6 protein-coding genes are annotated in these 15389 nt (G+C 43.9%); 3 read left to right on the plus strand and 3 right to left on the minus strand.

Annotated features, from left to right (window positions below):
- Positions 1-63 precede the first annotated feature (63 nt).
- The 3 genes from FLJC2902T_RS15960 to FLJC2902T_RS14710 form a co-directional block, all read right to left on the minus strand.
- The gene (locus FLJC2902T_RS15960; RefSeq protein WP_023580592.1) at positions 64-1713 is read right to left on the minus strand and encodes an ATP-binding protein; all 1650 of its coding nucleotides are present in this window, start codon (positions 1711-1713) and stop codon (positions 64-66) included.
- A 139-nt stretch (positions 1714-1852) separates the two neighbouring features.
- Positions 1853-6319 (minus strand): PAS domain-containing protein, encoded by a 4467-nt coding sequence (locus FLJC2902T_RS14705; protein WP_023580593.1) that lies wholly within the window; start codon positions 6317-6319, stop codon positions 1853-1855.
- A gap of 178 nt (positions 6320-6497) precedes the next feature.
- Positions 6498-7922 (minus strand): PAS domain-containing protein, encoded by a 1425-nt coding sequence (locus tag FLJC2902T_RS14710; RefSeq protein ID WP_023580594.1) that lies wholly within the window; start codon positions 7920-7922, stop codon positions 6498-6500.
- Positions 7923-8382: 460 nt separating this feature from the next.
- On the opposite strand from FLJC2902T_RS14710, the gene FLJC2902T_RS14715 reads away from it, so the two are divergent.
- Genes FLJC2902T_RS14715 through FLJC2902T_RS14725 form a run of 3 tightly spaced genes read left to right on the plus strand, consistent with a single transcriptional unit; the run spans position 8383 to position 15285 of the window.
- Complete coding sequence (locus tag FLJC2902T_RS14715; protein WP_023580595.1) at positions 8383-12408, plus strand: T9SS type B sorting domain-containing protein; 4026 nt, start codon at positions 8383-8385, stop codon at positions 12406-12408.
- A 4-nt stretch (positions 12409-12412) separates the two neighbouring features.
- Complete coding sequence (locus FLJC2902T_RS14720) at positions 12413-13345, plus strand: PorP/SprF family type IX secretion system membrane protein (protein WP_023580596.1); 933 nt, start codon at positions 12413-12415, stop codon at positions 13343-13345.
- 11 nt (positions 13346-13356) lie between these two features.
- On the plus strand, positions 13357-15285 hold the full coding sequence (locus tag FLJC2902T_RS14725; protein WP_023580597.1) for an OmpA family protein: 1929 nt from the start codon (positions 13357-13359) through the stop codon (positions 15283-15285).
- The last annotated feature ends 104 nt before the right edge of the window (positions 15286-15389 follow it).

Raw genomic sequence — 15389 nt, forward strand, 5'->3', positions numbered from 1 at the left:
ACACCAAAAAAATCAGTGAAATTTTGTAGAATATATATTAACAACGGTACAGTTTCAGTTTCATTACCCATTCTCTTCAGAACCAGGCAGATTAGCCGTCATGAAAGGCAACGTAAAATAAAAAGTACTGCCGGAATCAGACCCGGACTCAACCCATACCTTCCCGCCCAGATTCTCAATGCTTTTTTTCACTATGGCCAGTCCCATCCCGGTTCCTTCGTACTCATCATCGGTGTGCAGGCGCTGAAAAATGACGAATATCTTTTCCGAATATTCCTCATCGATACCGATCCCGTTGTCTTCAACCGAAAACAGCCACTTGTTGTTAAGTCGCAAAACCGAAACCCGAACGGTAGGCTTTACTCCTTCCTTGCAATACTTAAGAGAATTGCCTATCAGATTCTGGAACACCTGCTGCATCGGTGAACGGTGGGTGAAAATTTTCGGCAAAACGCCATACTGAATAATCGCCCGCTTCTCACTGATTGTTTGTTGGAGCGTCCCGCAAACCTCATCCAATAAAACATTCAGATCAATTGTTTCCGGTGGGTCACTGTATTTGCCGACCCGTGAAAACTCAAGAACATCAAGTATAATGGAACGCATCCGTTTGGCACCATCCACAGCAAAACGGATGTACTGCTTTCCTTTCTCGTCAAGCAAATCAGCGTATTTCCTTTCTATTTGCGATAAAAAAGAAGACACGGTGCGAAGCGGTTCCTGAAGATCATGAGAGGCGATATAGGCAAATTGCTCCAATTCCTTGTTGGATGCGGTAAGTTCCTGAGCCCGGTTCTCCAACTCACGGTTAAGCCTGTCCAGAGCATTGGTTTTTTCATCCACAAGCATCTGCAACCTTTGAGGCTGTATGGAAAGATGCCACAAAAAAACAGCAAACAGCAGTGAAAACAACAATCCCATAAAGGAAAACTGCAGGGCCCGGCTAAGGTAATCAGAATGCCTCAGTTTAGCATAAACATCCCAATCACCTACCGCAAGATGATTTTTGTAAAACACCCCTTCATTAAAATCCTTCCGACTTTCAAACATCTGGTTATAGTTTGCTGTACCACCTCCGGATTTAACCAACTGATACATATAGGTATCGTTCATTCCGGTGTTGTCCGTTCCAATGGCTTTCAGTAATTTTTCCTTGCGGATAATAACGGCCGAGAAGCCCCAGAATTCATTGTTTCTGTAAACCGGCAGTCGGCCAATGATGCCCTCACCACCTTGCTTCAGACGGATAGGGCCTTCAAAATAAAGTTGCCTTCTTTTTAAGGCTTTCATTGCCTCCTTCCGGTGCGCCGAATCATTAAGTACCGAATAGCCTATAACAACCTCATTCCCCTTTAAAGGATACGTTTTTATAATGGTATTATCCCTTACCAGCTGTAAGGCATCAACAAAGTCATTTTGACTGATCAATTCTCCGGACACCCTTTCAAAATAAGCATCGACCAGGTGCTGCTCAATCAGAAAAGCCAGAATTTTGGAAGCGTTAATACTTTGATTGATAGCATCTTCAAGCTGATTCTTAATGTGCTCCGCTTCCTTTTTAACCAATAAGAATTCGTATTCCTTTTCAACCACATAAATACGGTAGGCAATGCCCTGGGTAATCAGTAATGACAATAAAAAAACAATCCACACCGTTCGGTTGGGTCTTGTCTGTAAAAGATCGCGAAGGATTTGTATCAATACTTTATTCATAATCATTTAACCCGTTGGGCACAATTCGTTTTTATCTTTTTCAACTATATCCCTTATCTCTTTTCTCTTTTCCCTTTTCCCTTTTCCCTTTCCACTATCCACTAACTACTAACAACTAACAACTAACAACTATCACTAATCACTTAGGCAGTGTAAAATAAAACGTACTCCCTTGTCCTTCTTCCGATGCCACCCATATTTTTCCTCCCAGATTATCCAGGATTTTCTTCACGATGGCCAAACCGATACCGGTTCCTTTGTACTCCTCTCTGACATGAAGTCGCTGAAAAAGGATGAATATTTTTTCATGATAATCCTTGTCAATTCCGACACCGTTATCCTTAACGGAAATCTGCCATTCATCAGGATATTCTTCTGCCGTCACCTCAATCACCACCGGTACGTTAGGTCTGCTGTATTTCAAGGCATTCCCGATCAGATTCTGAAACACCTGCAAAATCGGAGACCGGTAAGACGTGATAACCGGAAGATGCTGAAAATGTATTGAAGCCTGCTTTTCCAAAATCAGTCGGTGTTGCAGTTGACAAACTTCCTGTACGATTTCATTTAAATCAACCTTATTCTTGCTTTCATCGTATTTCCCTACTCTTGAAAATTCCAAAATATCCAGTATAATCTGACGCATGCGAAGCGAACCATCAACCGCAAAATGAATGTACTGATTCGCTTTTTCATCCAACTGATCGCTGTATTTTCGCTTCAGTTGGGTTAAAAAACTTGTTACCATACGAAGGGGTTCCTGCAAATCATGGGAAGCCACATAGGCAAACTGCTCTAACTCCTTATTGGAAATCATCAGTTCATTGGTTTGTTGTTCCAATCGGGCATTCAGATTTTTAAGTGATTCCTCATATTCCCTGCGATAGGTAATGTCAGTCATCGCACCAATCATACGTATCGCTTTGCCGTTTTTGTTTCTGATGATAGCCCCCCGGTCGAATACATAAACATTTGTACCGTCTTTTTTCGTCATACTGTACTCCATCTCCCAATGATTCGTTTTCGGATCAGTGATGGCTTTAGTGACGTTCTCGGTAATTTTCTCAATATCATCGGGTGAGAAATGGCGTTTTCGGAACACATCCGAATCAATTCCCCTTTCCAGCTTATAGCCCAAAAGTCGGTCGAAACCTTCACTGCGGTAAAAGTCATCTGTTTGAATATCCCAATCCCAGATGGCATCATTGGTGGCTTCGGTCACTTTTTCAAAACGCTTGTTCGATTCCCGGATTGCTTCCTCAGCAGTTTTCCGGATACTGATATCCTTAAAATAAACAGACAACCCCTTTTCGGAAGGATAGGCACTTATTTCAAACCATTGGTTAAGGGGAGGATAATAGTCTTCAAAATGCACAACCTCTCCTTTTTGCATAGCCCTGCTGTACTCGATATGGGATTTGGACCCTACCGATTCGGGAAAACTGTCCCAAAGAGATTTTCCGATGACTTCTTCCCTTTTTCTGGAGAGTACTTTTACCGCCTCCTTATTCCAATACGTCACTGTCCAGTCCCTGTCAACCGCAAAAAAGGCATCGCCTATACTTTCAAGTATGTTATTGCGCTCTTCAAATAATTTCTGAAGGTTAATTTCGGTGATTTTCTGGTTGTGAATGTCCTGAAAACTTCCGTACAAACGCACACACTCATCGTCGGAATACTCAGCATTACCGATGCAGCGAACCCATCGCTCATTACCCTTTCCGGTAATTATAGGCATTTCAAAATCAAAAGTCTCCCGTTTTTCTATAGCCGTCTTTACTTTGCTACGAACCTCCTCCCTGACATCTTCACGGAAAAAGTTCAAAGCCGAAATCGTATCAGGCTGAAAATCATCAGACACCTCATGAATGGCTTTGGTCATCGGCGACCAGTAAAGAACATCATTCACCGGATCTACTTCCCAGCCTCCCACACGCGACAATTTCGAGGCAGTCTCCAGTAATCCCTGCAATTCGATAACTTCGGTCACATCCCGGCCGTAGGCAAAAACATGACGCTCATCACCGAAAACTTCCGAAGAGCTCCAGGAAATGGAACGATACCGGCCGGACTGGGTCCTATAACGGACAATGGAATTAAAAACCCTACCCTTGCTGGCAATGGCTTCCGAATATTCGGCAACAGACCGCTCAAGATCATCAGGATGTATGAAAGTATCAAAAGGTTTTCCGGTTATCTCACTTTCGTCATAACCAAGCAGACTGCAAAATGCCGGGTTAACCTTAACGAAATGCCGCTCGGGTGAAACAACCGCCATAATTTCCGGAGCACTGTGAAACAACAGGAACATTTCTTCCTCCTGCTGCTTTCTTTTAATCTCATCACCCAGATAAAACTGAAGCGTCTCATAATGATTGAGAAAAAGTTTTGAAAAAAAATCTTCGGTATCTGCCGAAAAAACCAGAACACCAACTACTCGGTCCTTATCAAAAAGCGGAATTCCCATGGCACTTTTAAGTCCGGCCTTCTCGGCTGACTCCTTGCGCCTGAACAACGGGTTCCTGTCTATGGCATCCCATATTTCAATGTGTCCTTCCTGCCATACGTAACCAGGTAACCCTTCCCCTTTTTCCAGTCTTCTGACATGACTCGCTTTGAAAAACTGCTCCCCTTTATTGCTTTGAGCGTATTTTGACGTTATGTTAAGATGCTTGCCGTCGGTACTGCCAAGCCAGATTTCAGCGGTTTGAAATCCGCCCTGAACAGTCAGATATTCCAGCACTTCGGCCAGAATCTGATTCAGAGCGACCTCTTTCTTGAAAATCTGTGACACCTGATGCTGCTGTTCCTTTTGCATTTCATCCAGCCTGACACTTGAGACGTCCTTCAGTACACCGATAATACGAAGAGGCTGTCCGTCTTCATCTCGGATCAGATGACCTATTTCCTGCACAAAGGCATAAGTTCCGTCTGCCTTTCTGAAACGGAACTCTTTAGTCCAATGATACTGGCTGGTATCGGCTAAAAAATCAGCCCACTCTTTTTTAATTCTCGGGATATCGGAAACATGCGTTAGTTCATTCCAGTCGGCATTCCTAAAAACACTTTTATTTTTAGCGTACCCGAAAACGGTGTAAAAGCTCTCACTCCAGTAAACCTGATCTTTAAGGATGTCCCATTCATAAATGGCATCCTGTGAAGCTTTGTTGATGAGTTCGTACCGCTCGTTATTCTTCCGGATATCATTAAGATACTCAAATTTTTCGATAAGTGCCGACAGTAATCGAAGGGAACGTTCTGTCCCTTGTTCCTCAATAGCATTGGGCGTTCGGGGTGTGGCATAATAATAAGCAACAGTGGCGACTACTTTACCGTCCGAATTGAATATCGGATAAGACCAGCAGGCTCCGAAACCATATTTTTCAGCCAGTTTTTTATAATCTTTCCAACGGATATCAGTAGAAATATCAGTTACAACAACCTTTTCCTTTAAATAGGCTGCCGTACCGCAGGATCCGGCATTGTTGCCAATCAGCATCCCCTCGATCGTATTAACATAATCGGTAGGTAGGGAAGGAGATGCCAGATTTTCAAGCCTGTTGTTTCTGATGCGCATCATCGAAGCCCTCATATCAGGAAAAAGGTGTTCAAGTTTTCCGATATAAAAAGTAATCACATCTCTGATTTTCACCTCATTGGACATACTGTATTCCATGATTTCCTTTTCAAGGATATCAAATTGACGGTAATAATATTCTGCGGTAACATCCTTAATCGCCCCAACAGACCTGTAAGCCATTCCGCTTTGATCTCTCAGAATGATGGCCTGATCCCTCACATGGGCAATGGCTCCATCCGACTTAATCATACGGTACTCGTAAATCCATTTTTCCTGATTTATATCTTCAAGAGCCCCAAAAAAACTGTCGAGAACATGGGAACTGTCAGCAGGATGCAGGTGCTTTTTGTAGATTTCAAAATTCTCGTGCATTGCTTTACTTTCGATACCGAAATTTTCTTTGAAACTCTCGTTCATAAAAAGTTCACCATTAACAAGGTCAAAATCCCAAATACACTCGGAACCGGCTTTCATTAACAATTCGGAGCGCTCATTACTGCGGTTGAGTTCATTTTGCATAGTAACCTGATCCGTAATATCCATGCTGTTAACCACAATACCACCGATGGTCTCGTCATCAATAAGGTTTGAACCAACGCTTTGAAAAAAACACCAGTCCCCGTTTTTGTGCTTAAAGCGATAAATCGATGATTTAACCCTCTTTTCCGAAAGCAGTCTGGTATAGTCCGATTTGATTTGTGCCACATCGTCCGGGTGAATATAATTGAAAGCGTTTTTACCCAGCAATTCTTCTTCCGTATAACCGACATTATCGGGATAATTGGGGCTGACATACAGGTAAACACCCATTGGATCCAAAATGGACGTAATATTGGCACCTTGCTGCACCAAAGCCTTAAAGCGCTTCTCACTAAACGCTAATTTTTCCTGGGCCGCAACCTGCTCCGTAACATCCTTCAGGGAAACCACATAACTGGACGCTGCCTCCTCGGCAAAAAACATTTTTGCCGTATCGCATTCGAGTATCAGCTTATCGATCCCTTTTTCTTTTCTGGTTCTTGCCATAGCGAAACCTGCTTAAATATTTAATAGCACCTCATTAAGGCACAATTCATTTTTGTTTCTTGTCTATTGTCTTTTCTGCCGCTCCTACCTGTCCACTGAGACTGTCCACTGAGACTGTTCACTAAGACTGCTCACTGAGACTGCTCACTGAGACTGCTCACTGGGACTGCTCACAACTTCACTTCCCCTTCTTCCTAGGAATCACGATTTCCGATTTCCCTCCCTGCAGCACATTATCCGTTACCCTGCTTATAATGGCGGCTCTCAGTTCCTCTTCCGAATAATTCAGTTTGGAGGCATACTCCTGCACCAGCTTATCAAACGATTTGTTTTCTTTAAACATATCCAAGGTATTGGTCAGCACCAGCAGGCTGTCGGGCGCAAACTGAAGGATACTTTCAATCGTTCGCAGTAATTTCTGCTGTTCCTTTATCAGCTGATTGCGTTGGGATACATCCACTCCTACTCCATAAATACACTTCTGACCTTTATAAGTAAATTTCGAAGCCAAAAAAAGCATCGGACTTCGGACACCCGACTTCGAAATGAAATCCGTTTCAACCTCACTATAGCCCTCATGAACTACGGTCTTAAGATGCCCGGTTAGCAATTCAACCTGCGAACTGTCGAAAAAATCCCAAGGCATCAGCTGCTCCATATCGGCATCGGTATACCCACTTACCTGGGTTAACTTTTCATTCCACAAAAGAAACTTTCCCTCCTCATTAAACAGGAAGATAACATTAGGCAAGTGCTGTATGAGTTGTCGGTTTAAATTTCGCTCATCCTCCAGTTTCCGCTGGATTTCCTTATACTCTGAAACGTCAGTCAGAAGTCCGCGCAACAGAATCGGCTTGCCGTTTTCGGATATGACCGTCACCCTGTCCTGCAACCAGATATAACGCCCTGATTTGGTAAGCATCCGGTATTCGAAGGTATGATCTCTTCCCATAAGGGTTTCCGTGTGACAAAAATGAATGGCCGTCTCCCTGTCATCCGGATGGATATGGTTTTGCCAGAAGAAAGGCACGGTAAGCCATTCCGAGGGAGAATATCCTAGAATACGCTCTACCTGTTTACTGACGTAAGTGAACTCAAAAGTGGTGGCATCGGCTTCCCAGAGAACACCTTCGATACTTGTGGACACGATTTCAGCCAGCGATTGAACCGACTGCAGTTCCTGATTGGCTTTCATAAAATCGGTAACATCCTGATGAACACCTATTAGCTTGATCGGCTTATGGTTCGCATCGGATATGACTTTTCCCGAAGAACGGATATGTTTAAGGCTGCCGTTTGCGGTGACGAAACGATTTTGCAGACTGTATTCTTTTCCGCTGGTGACCGCTTCATTCATTTGGGCAACAGTTGCCGCCCTGTCTTCCGGGTGAATCACTTCAATTCCTTTATCGTAATCTAAAACAAGGGATTGCGGTTCAAGACCTAAAAGAGCATACACCCCGTCAGACCAGTAAAATTCTCGGGTTTGCAGATCCAGTTCCCAGCTGCCGGTTTTGGCAAGAGCCTCCGTTTGTCGCAGCAGGAGTGCTTCGCTGCTGTCAGTCCTCTCCCGACTGTTAGTAATTTTATTTTTTCGTAGCATAGGAAATCGGCTGTTGATGTATAATCTGTCTTATGAAAACATCGGAATAGTGTTAAAATGAACAAGGTAAATGTATTATTTTTTTTGACAGTATGAAAATCAACACCCCTTCCACTTGCTCAAAAAGCCAATAAGTTACACATAAACCATTCTTTTAAAACCCTTTTCCGTAACTAGAAATACTTAAAAAAACATAAACTATTCATAATAATTAATTTCAAAAGCTAAACATTCCGCAAACAAAATCGAAAATCAATTAAAAAAAACAACTATTTTAGAGTTTTTACAGCGCAAAACCACGGAAAAAGCAGAGTCATAGGGTATTCCTTAAAACCGTACACTTATTAAACCATTCATCCCAGTTATTAAGCGGTAGTTTACCTCTCATAAAAGCCTAACGATATTTGTTTTAAAGTTTTGAAAATCAGATTAAAAACTGCTCAAAACAAATACACTGCTTATGAAAACGCAATTACACTTTAATGATTTAAAAATCCTACTTTTAACAATAGCCACACTGTTGTTTCAGGATCTGGAAGCGCAGTGTACCGACAGCTTTATAAGACCCTCCGACGGCTTTCAGCTTCAGGGATGGTCCCCGAGATGTCATAACGGAACTGATGGGGAAATCCGCATAACCGGAATTTCAAGCACAGTGGGTTCCGGTAATTTCACCAATCAGGGATATGCCGTTCGCATTTTATCCGGACCGGGCGCTCCCGCAACCCTTCCGATGCCTTCAAATGCCGCAACATTTACCGTACCGGGGCTCGCTGCCGGAACATACGTGTTGGACATCATTGACCAGTGTGGTGGAAACAGTGCTGATAAAACAGTGACACTTACAAACCCTCCGCTAAACAGCACTTTAACATATTCGATATTTTATCTGAAAGAAAAAATCACCAACACCGCCGTTACGGGATGTGGCAATACACTGAAATTCAAATTGGATTTTAAATCATCAACAACAGCCGGAAACGTCACCCATGTTTTCACCAACAGTACCGGAAATACAATGACGTTTACCAAAGCAATAAATCGCTCACAAGCGGCAACGGCTAATACCTACAGTATGGAAATCACACTTCCTACAGCTTTCTTCAACGGGCAAAACGTTACGTACACGAGTTCTAACCAATGCGGGCCCCTTCAGGGAGGCACATTGACCTTACCCACAACAAACGACATGGTCTACGGCACACCTTCCATTGCAGAAACGGCCGATCCCCAAGACCAGTGCCGTATTGGCTATGACATTAAAGTCTTCAGGAATTTCATGACAAATCCCGTTACGGTCACCGTGGAGGAAACTGCAAACCCCGGAACAACACCACTCAATTTCCTGGGACAACCGATAAATCCGTCTACCATAAACCTCCTTCACCTGAATTCGGCTCCTATGAACATGGCAACTATTATCCCGTTAGGATTAAAATACAACACGGACTACACCCTTACTTTTACTGATGCCTGCGGACTGACGGTGACCAAAACAATGGTACAGACAGTCACTCCTTTTAATCCTACGGTTAGCTGCATAACAACTCCCTCAATCGCAGATGTATCCGGATATTTCGATGATACTGCAATAATAAGATTTAACAGTGTTGCCATTTCCAGCAACGCGGTGGGACCTTTGACACTTACAATAAATTCAGGCCCTTCAAATTACACAACTGCTTCGGGAAGCGGAAACCCAGTGACCTCCGGGATCATTCAATACCCTTATACGATTACGGTTGGATCACCTTTTTCAAACGAATATATAGCCAAAGACAACATCCGAACATTTCCAACGGGTTCATACAACATCACTATAACGGATGCCTGCGGAAAAAGCAGCACATCAAACTACAATGTAACCTGCCGCAGAAACCACACCATAACACATTCCTTGCAAACGTGTAATACCGTGACCCAGGAAAACATCGGTATCAAACTGAATGTCCCTAAAGCACTTTTAGGAACAAGGGTTTCCATCTACAAAGCCGATGGAAGTATAGCAGTGACAGGAATCATAAATTCCGGAAATCCTTTCTATTACGTTGCCTCCTCTACACAGGGAACACTGAATGTCAATCTGCCAAACAACACGGAATACTATTTCAGATACGGTGGGGTAAACGAAAGCGGAAACATAACCGAGCCTACCCAGTTTGGTGGCGTTGGTGCTCTTCCGAGATTACAGGGAGGCTATCTGTATGAGTACCGTTTCAGGGCAGAATTAAGACCGTTCCGTTTCGAAGCCATTGAGGCCTGTGGCACCTCCGCAACCATAAGAGCCACCGGAGGAACCGAACCTTACACCTTCTCCATTCTGGACGGCACTGGAAATGCCCAATTGTTCCCGAATCAAAGTTCGGCATCTTTTTCCGGCTTATCCGTCGGAACAAATTACACCGTCAGAGTAATCGATGCCTGCGGAAGGGAATTCACCCAACAGTTCCGCGTCGCTCCGCTTCCCGTACCTTCTTTAGGAACCATGGCACAACCTACATGCCAAACTAACTCAGGAAGTGTAACAATAAACAACCTGCCGTCCGACTGGACCATCACAAAAAATCCGGACAACCTAACCTACAGCGGAACAACAACCGCGTTTACAATAAATGGTTTGACTCCGGGTAGCTATACTTTTTCGGTTCGTGACAACATCACATTATGTGCAGAAAACCAGTCTTTAAACGTAACAATAAACCCGGTACCGGCTTGCCCGATAACAACAAACGACAACAGCGATTATACCACAGGCACACCTTTTACCGTAAATGTTTTGCAGAATGATACTACCGGAGCTGCAGTAAATCCGGCAACGGTGAGTTTGGCTCTACAATCAAACAGTACAAATGTAGTGAGCAACAACGGCTTCATACTGAGCATGGACATTCTGGGTGAAGGAACCTGGTCCGTAAACAGCACAACCGGACAGATTACTTTCCAACCATTTCCGGCATTCACCGGAACACCTTCCGCAATAGAATACAACGTACAGGATTTTAGCGGAAACACCAGCAACAATGCAACCATTACAACGGATCGGCTTCCGATTGCCGTAGACGACAGCAATCAGTACACTCAGGGAATTCCGGTTTCCGTAAACATTATTAACAACGACACCTTGGGAGACAATGTTGACCCGTCAACAATCAGTCTGGTATCCGTAACGATAAACCCAAACGCTCCTGATTTTAATACACAGATAATCCAAATTTCAGTTCCGAATGAAGGTACCTGGTCTGTAAACACCATAGCCGGAACGGCCACATTCACACCGCTTGCTGGATTCAACGGGGTTCCTTCGGCACAACAATACAGGGTTAAAGACTTTGAAGGCAACCTGTCCAATATCGCGTTTATCCGTTTAACCCCTACTTGCGCATTCGAAATCACTTGCCCAACCTTCCCCACAACTACGGTGGCTTGCTACGAAAATATCCCAACGGCAACACAGTTGACTGAAGCTGAATTTGAAGTCTTGGGCAACGCAAACGGCAGCATCGGAAATACCCCGTGTGGCATCATCGAAATAACGGCTACCAATTCGCCTTATTTAGGTTGCAATACTGATGTTACGAGAACATATGTCATTACCGAATATCAGGACACCAATGCAAATGGAGTAAGGGATGCAGGGGAAAACACAATTCTGAATACCGTAAATTGCACCCAAACCATCCGTGTAAACGACACTACGGCACCTGTTTTCAACGAAACACTGCCGACTAACTTAACATTGGAATGCAACGCCGGCATTCCTAATCCGGTTACCCTGACAGCCACAGACAACTGTAATTCGGCCACGGTAACTTTTGAAGAAGAAACAACAAACGGAACTTGTCCCGGAAATTCGGAAATCATCAGGACATGGAGGACAGCGGATGCGTGTGGAAATGAAAACACCCACATCCAAACCATTAGTATTTTAGATACAACGCCTCCGGTATTCACAGGCAACCTGCCACCAAATCAAACCTTGGAATGCGGTAACATCCCGACGGCTCCGACACTTACCGCCACAGACAGTTGCGGAGAAGTAACCGTAACTCTGGAGGAAACCGAAGTGGAAGGAAGCTGCAAAAGCAGATACGAACTGATAAGAACCTGGACAGCTACCGACGCTTGTGGAAATACTGCCACACACACACAAACCTTAAACCTGAACTGCCACGTTAAGGTATTCAACGCGGTATCACCTGATGGAGACGGAAACAATGATGTTTTTTACCTTGAAGGGATTGAATGTTTCCAGAACAATTCCGTTGAAATTTTCAACCGATGGGGTGCTAAAGTGTTTGAAACTCAGGGATACGACAATACCTCAAATGTCTTCAGAGGCAAATCAGAAGGAAAAAATACCGTTTCTAAAAATGAGGACCTGCCAACCGGAACCTACTTTTACATTTTGCGTTACGACTTCAGCGCAGACGGCCTTCAGAGCGAAAAAATAGAAAAAACAGGGTATTTATATGTTGTTAACAATTAGAATCATGAAAGTACTGTTAAAGAAAACATTTGGTTTCGCAATCACCCTGTTGTGCTTTGGATTTTCGCTATCCGGCTTTTCGCAGCAGGATGCTCAATACACCAACTACATGTACAATACCACGCTGATTAATCCCGCCTATACCGGAACAAGGGAAGTCATGAGCATGTTCGCATTACACAGGTCACAGTGGGTCGGACTTGACGGAGCTCCCGTTACAAGCGCCGTTTCAGCCCACACTCCTCTTGGTCAGTCCAATACAGGATTAGGGGTATCATTCGTGAACGATCAGATCGGACCTTCCGTGGAAAACACTATCTCGGTGGATTTTGCCTATAGGATTCCGACAGGCTTAAGCACCTTGTCCTTCGGGATAAAAGGTTCCGCAAATTTGTTGAATGTCGACTATCGCAAGCTGGCCATTCACGACATTGCCGACCCAAAATTTCAGAATAACGTAGACAATCAGTTTTCCCCGAACGTGGGTGCAGGTTTGTATTGGTATTCCGATAATTATTACCTGGGAGCATCGGTTCCGAATTTCCTCGAAACGAAACACTACGATGACAACGCTTCCGCCACGGCTAAAGAGCGCATGCACTATTATTTTATGGGAGGCTATGTTTTCGATTTGAATGACAACCTGAAATTCAAACCGGCCTTTCTGACCAAAATGATAACAGGTGCACCGCTTCAGGTGGATCTGACGGCAAACTTCATGCTTCATGACAAATTCGTAATCGGAGCATCCTACAGATGGGATGCAGCTGTCAGCTTCTTAGCCGGGTTTCAGCTCTCCAAAAAATTCTTCCTGGGTTACAGTTACGACACCGAATCAACACAACTCGCGAATTACAACTCGGGTTCACATGAAATATTTTTGAGATTTGAGCTGTTCAGAAAACAGGAAAAAATTTATGCTCCCCGATTTTTCTAATCTTTACGTTTATGAAAAAAAACTACCTCTTAGCCCTTTTGCTTATTACAACAGCTGCAATGTCCCAAAAAACACTGCTAAAAAAAACAGACAGTGCCTTTGAGAACCTTGCCTATATGGATGTGGTTAAAATTTATGAAAAAGCGGTACAGAAAGGGTACGGCACCCCGGAAATCTACCTGAAACTGGGGGATGCCTATTATTTTAATGCCGATTACCCAATGGCCAATAAATGGTATGCCAAAGCAATGGAAACGGAATCTCCGGTCAGTCCAGAATACTGTTTCAGGTATGCGCAATCACTGAAATCAGTCGGAGAACTTCAGAAAGCAAACGAATACCTGAAAAAATTTTCGGAATTGAAAAGTGGCGACTCCCGGGGAATCCGATTCAATGAACAAACCGGAGCTTCCTTCTCAAACCACGACGAATACATTCTGAAGGATGCCGGAATCAACACGGAATACAGCGAATACGGCACGGCTTTCTGGAACGGAAATTTGGTTTTCACCAGTAGCAGAAAAGACCAAAACCGTACAACGCAGATTCACCAATGGACGAATCAGCCTTTTACCGACCTGTTCCTCTCCGAAGCTATTACGGAAAACCAACCGGGAACGGTCCTGAATTTTGATGCAGTAATCAATTCGAAATTAAACGAATCAACTGCTGTTTTCACAAAAGACGGAGCAACCGCTTACTTCACCCGCAACAGCAGTAACGAAGGGAAAAAGGATCGGAACGGCACTAAAAACAGTTACCTCAGAATTTACAAAGCAACTTTTCGCAACGGGAAATGGGACAATACAATCGAATTACCCTTTAACGGTTCGGGGTTCAACTGCGCCCATCCGGCTTTAAGCGGCGATGAAAATAAATTATACTTTGCTTCAGACAGACCCGGTACCCTTGGGCAATCCGATATTTATGTGGTAACGATACACGAAAACGGAACCTACAGCGACCCGGTCAATCTGGGAAAGACCATCAATACCGAAGGACGGGAATCCTTTCCGTACATAACACGAAACGGAGACCTGTGTTTTGCCTCCGACGGTCATCCGGGCATGGGAGGACTCGATCTGTTCAAAGCCGTAAAAAACACCGGAGACGATTCCTTTTCGGACGCCTTCAGCCTGGGAACGCCTTTCAACAGCAATCACGATGATTTCGCCTATACCGAAGCACCAGATGGGAAGTGCGGATACATAGCCTCCAACCGCCCCGGAGGTAAAGGCTACGACGACATCTACCGATTTACCAAAAAAACGGACACAAACAGCTCCGGAAAACAACTTACGGGTCAGATAACCAACAGGGAAACCGGAAGAGGTATTTCCGGGGCCGTCGTGACAGTCTTCAGTAAAGACTACGAAAAAATCAGATCTCTGACTACGGATGAAAAAGGGAATTATCAGGACAGCGCGGCAATTTCAGAAACAGAATTCTTTCTCCGTACGGAAGCTCGGGAGTATCAGACACAGGAACAGTACTTCCATTCGGATAAGGATTCGGAATCTTTCATTTACAACACGACACTAATCGGTACGCACTACAATATTGAAACCGGAAAAGACCTGGCAAAAGCCTTCGAAATCGAAAACATATATTTTGATCTGGACAAATGGGAAATAACAAAACGGGCTGAAGAAAAACTGGGAATCCTGCTGGTCATTTTACAGGAATTCCCGACTGTGAATCTGGAAATACGATCCCATACAGACAGCAGAGCATCGGAAACCTATAATCTGACCCTATCCGAAAAAAGAGCCAGTGCCACATCGGAATGGCTAGTAAAGAAAGGAATCTCCGGAAAAAGACTTCGCTACAAAGGATTGGGAGAAACACAGCTCCTGAACAATTGTAAAACCGGAACCCAATGCAGCGAGGAGGAACACAGCATTAACCGCAGAAGTGAATTCATCATAACATCAAAATAAACCACTATGGACTGAAATTCAATAGGTTTGGTTTGCAGACTAGAAGTCTGAGACAGTCAGAGTGCTTATCTTTTTTTGCCACATATTTTAGGATTAGCACTGAT

Origin of the sequence: Flavobacterium limnosediminis JC2902 (genome assembly GCF_000498535.1) — a bacterium.
GTDB lineage: Bacteria > Bacteroidota > Bacteroidia > Flavobacteriales > Flavobacteriaceae > Flavobacterium > Flavobacterium limnosediminis.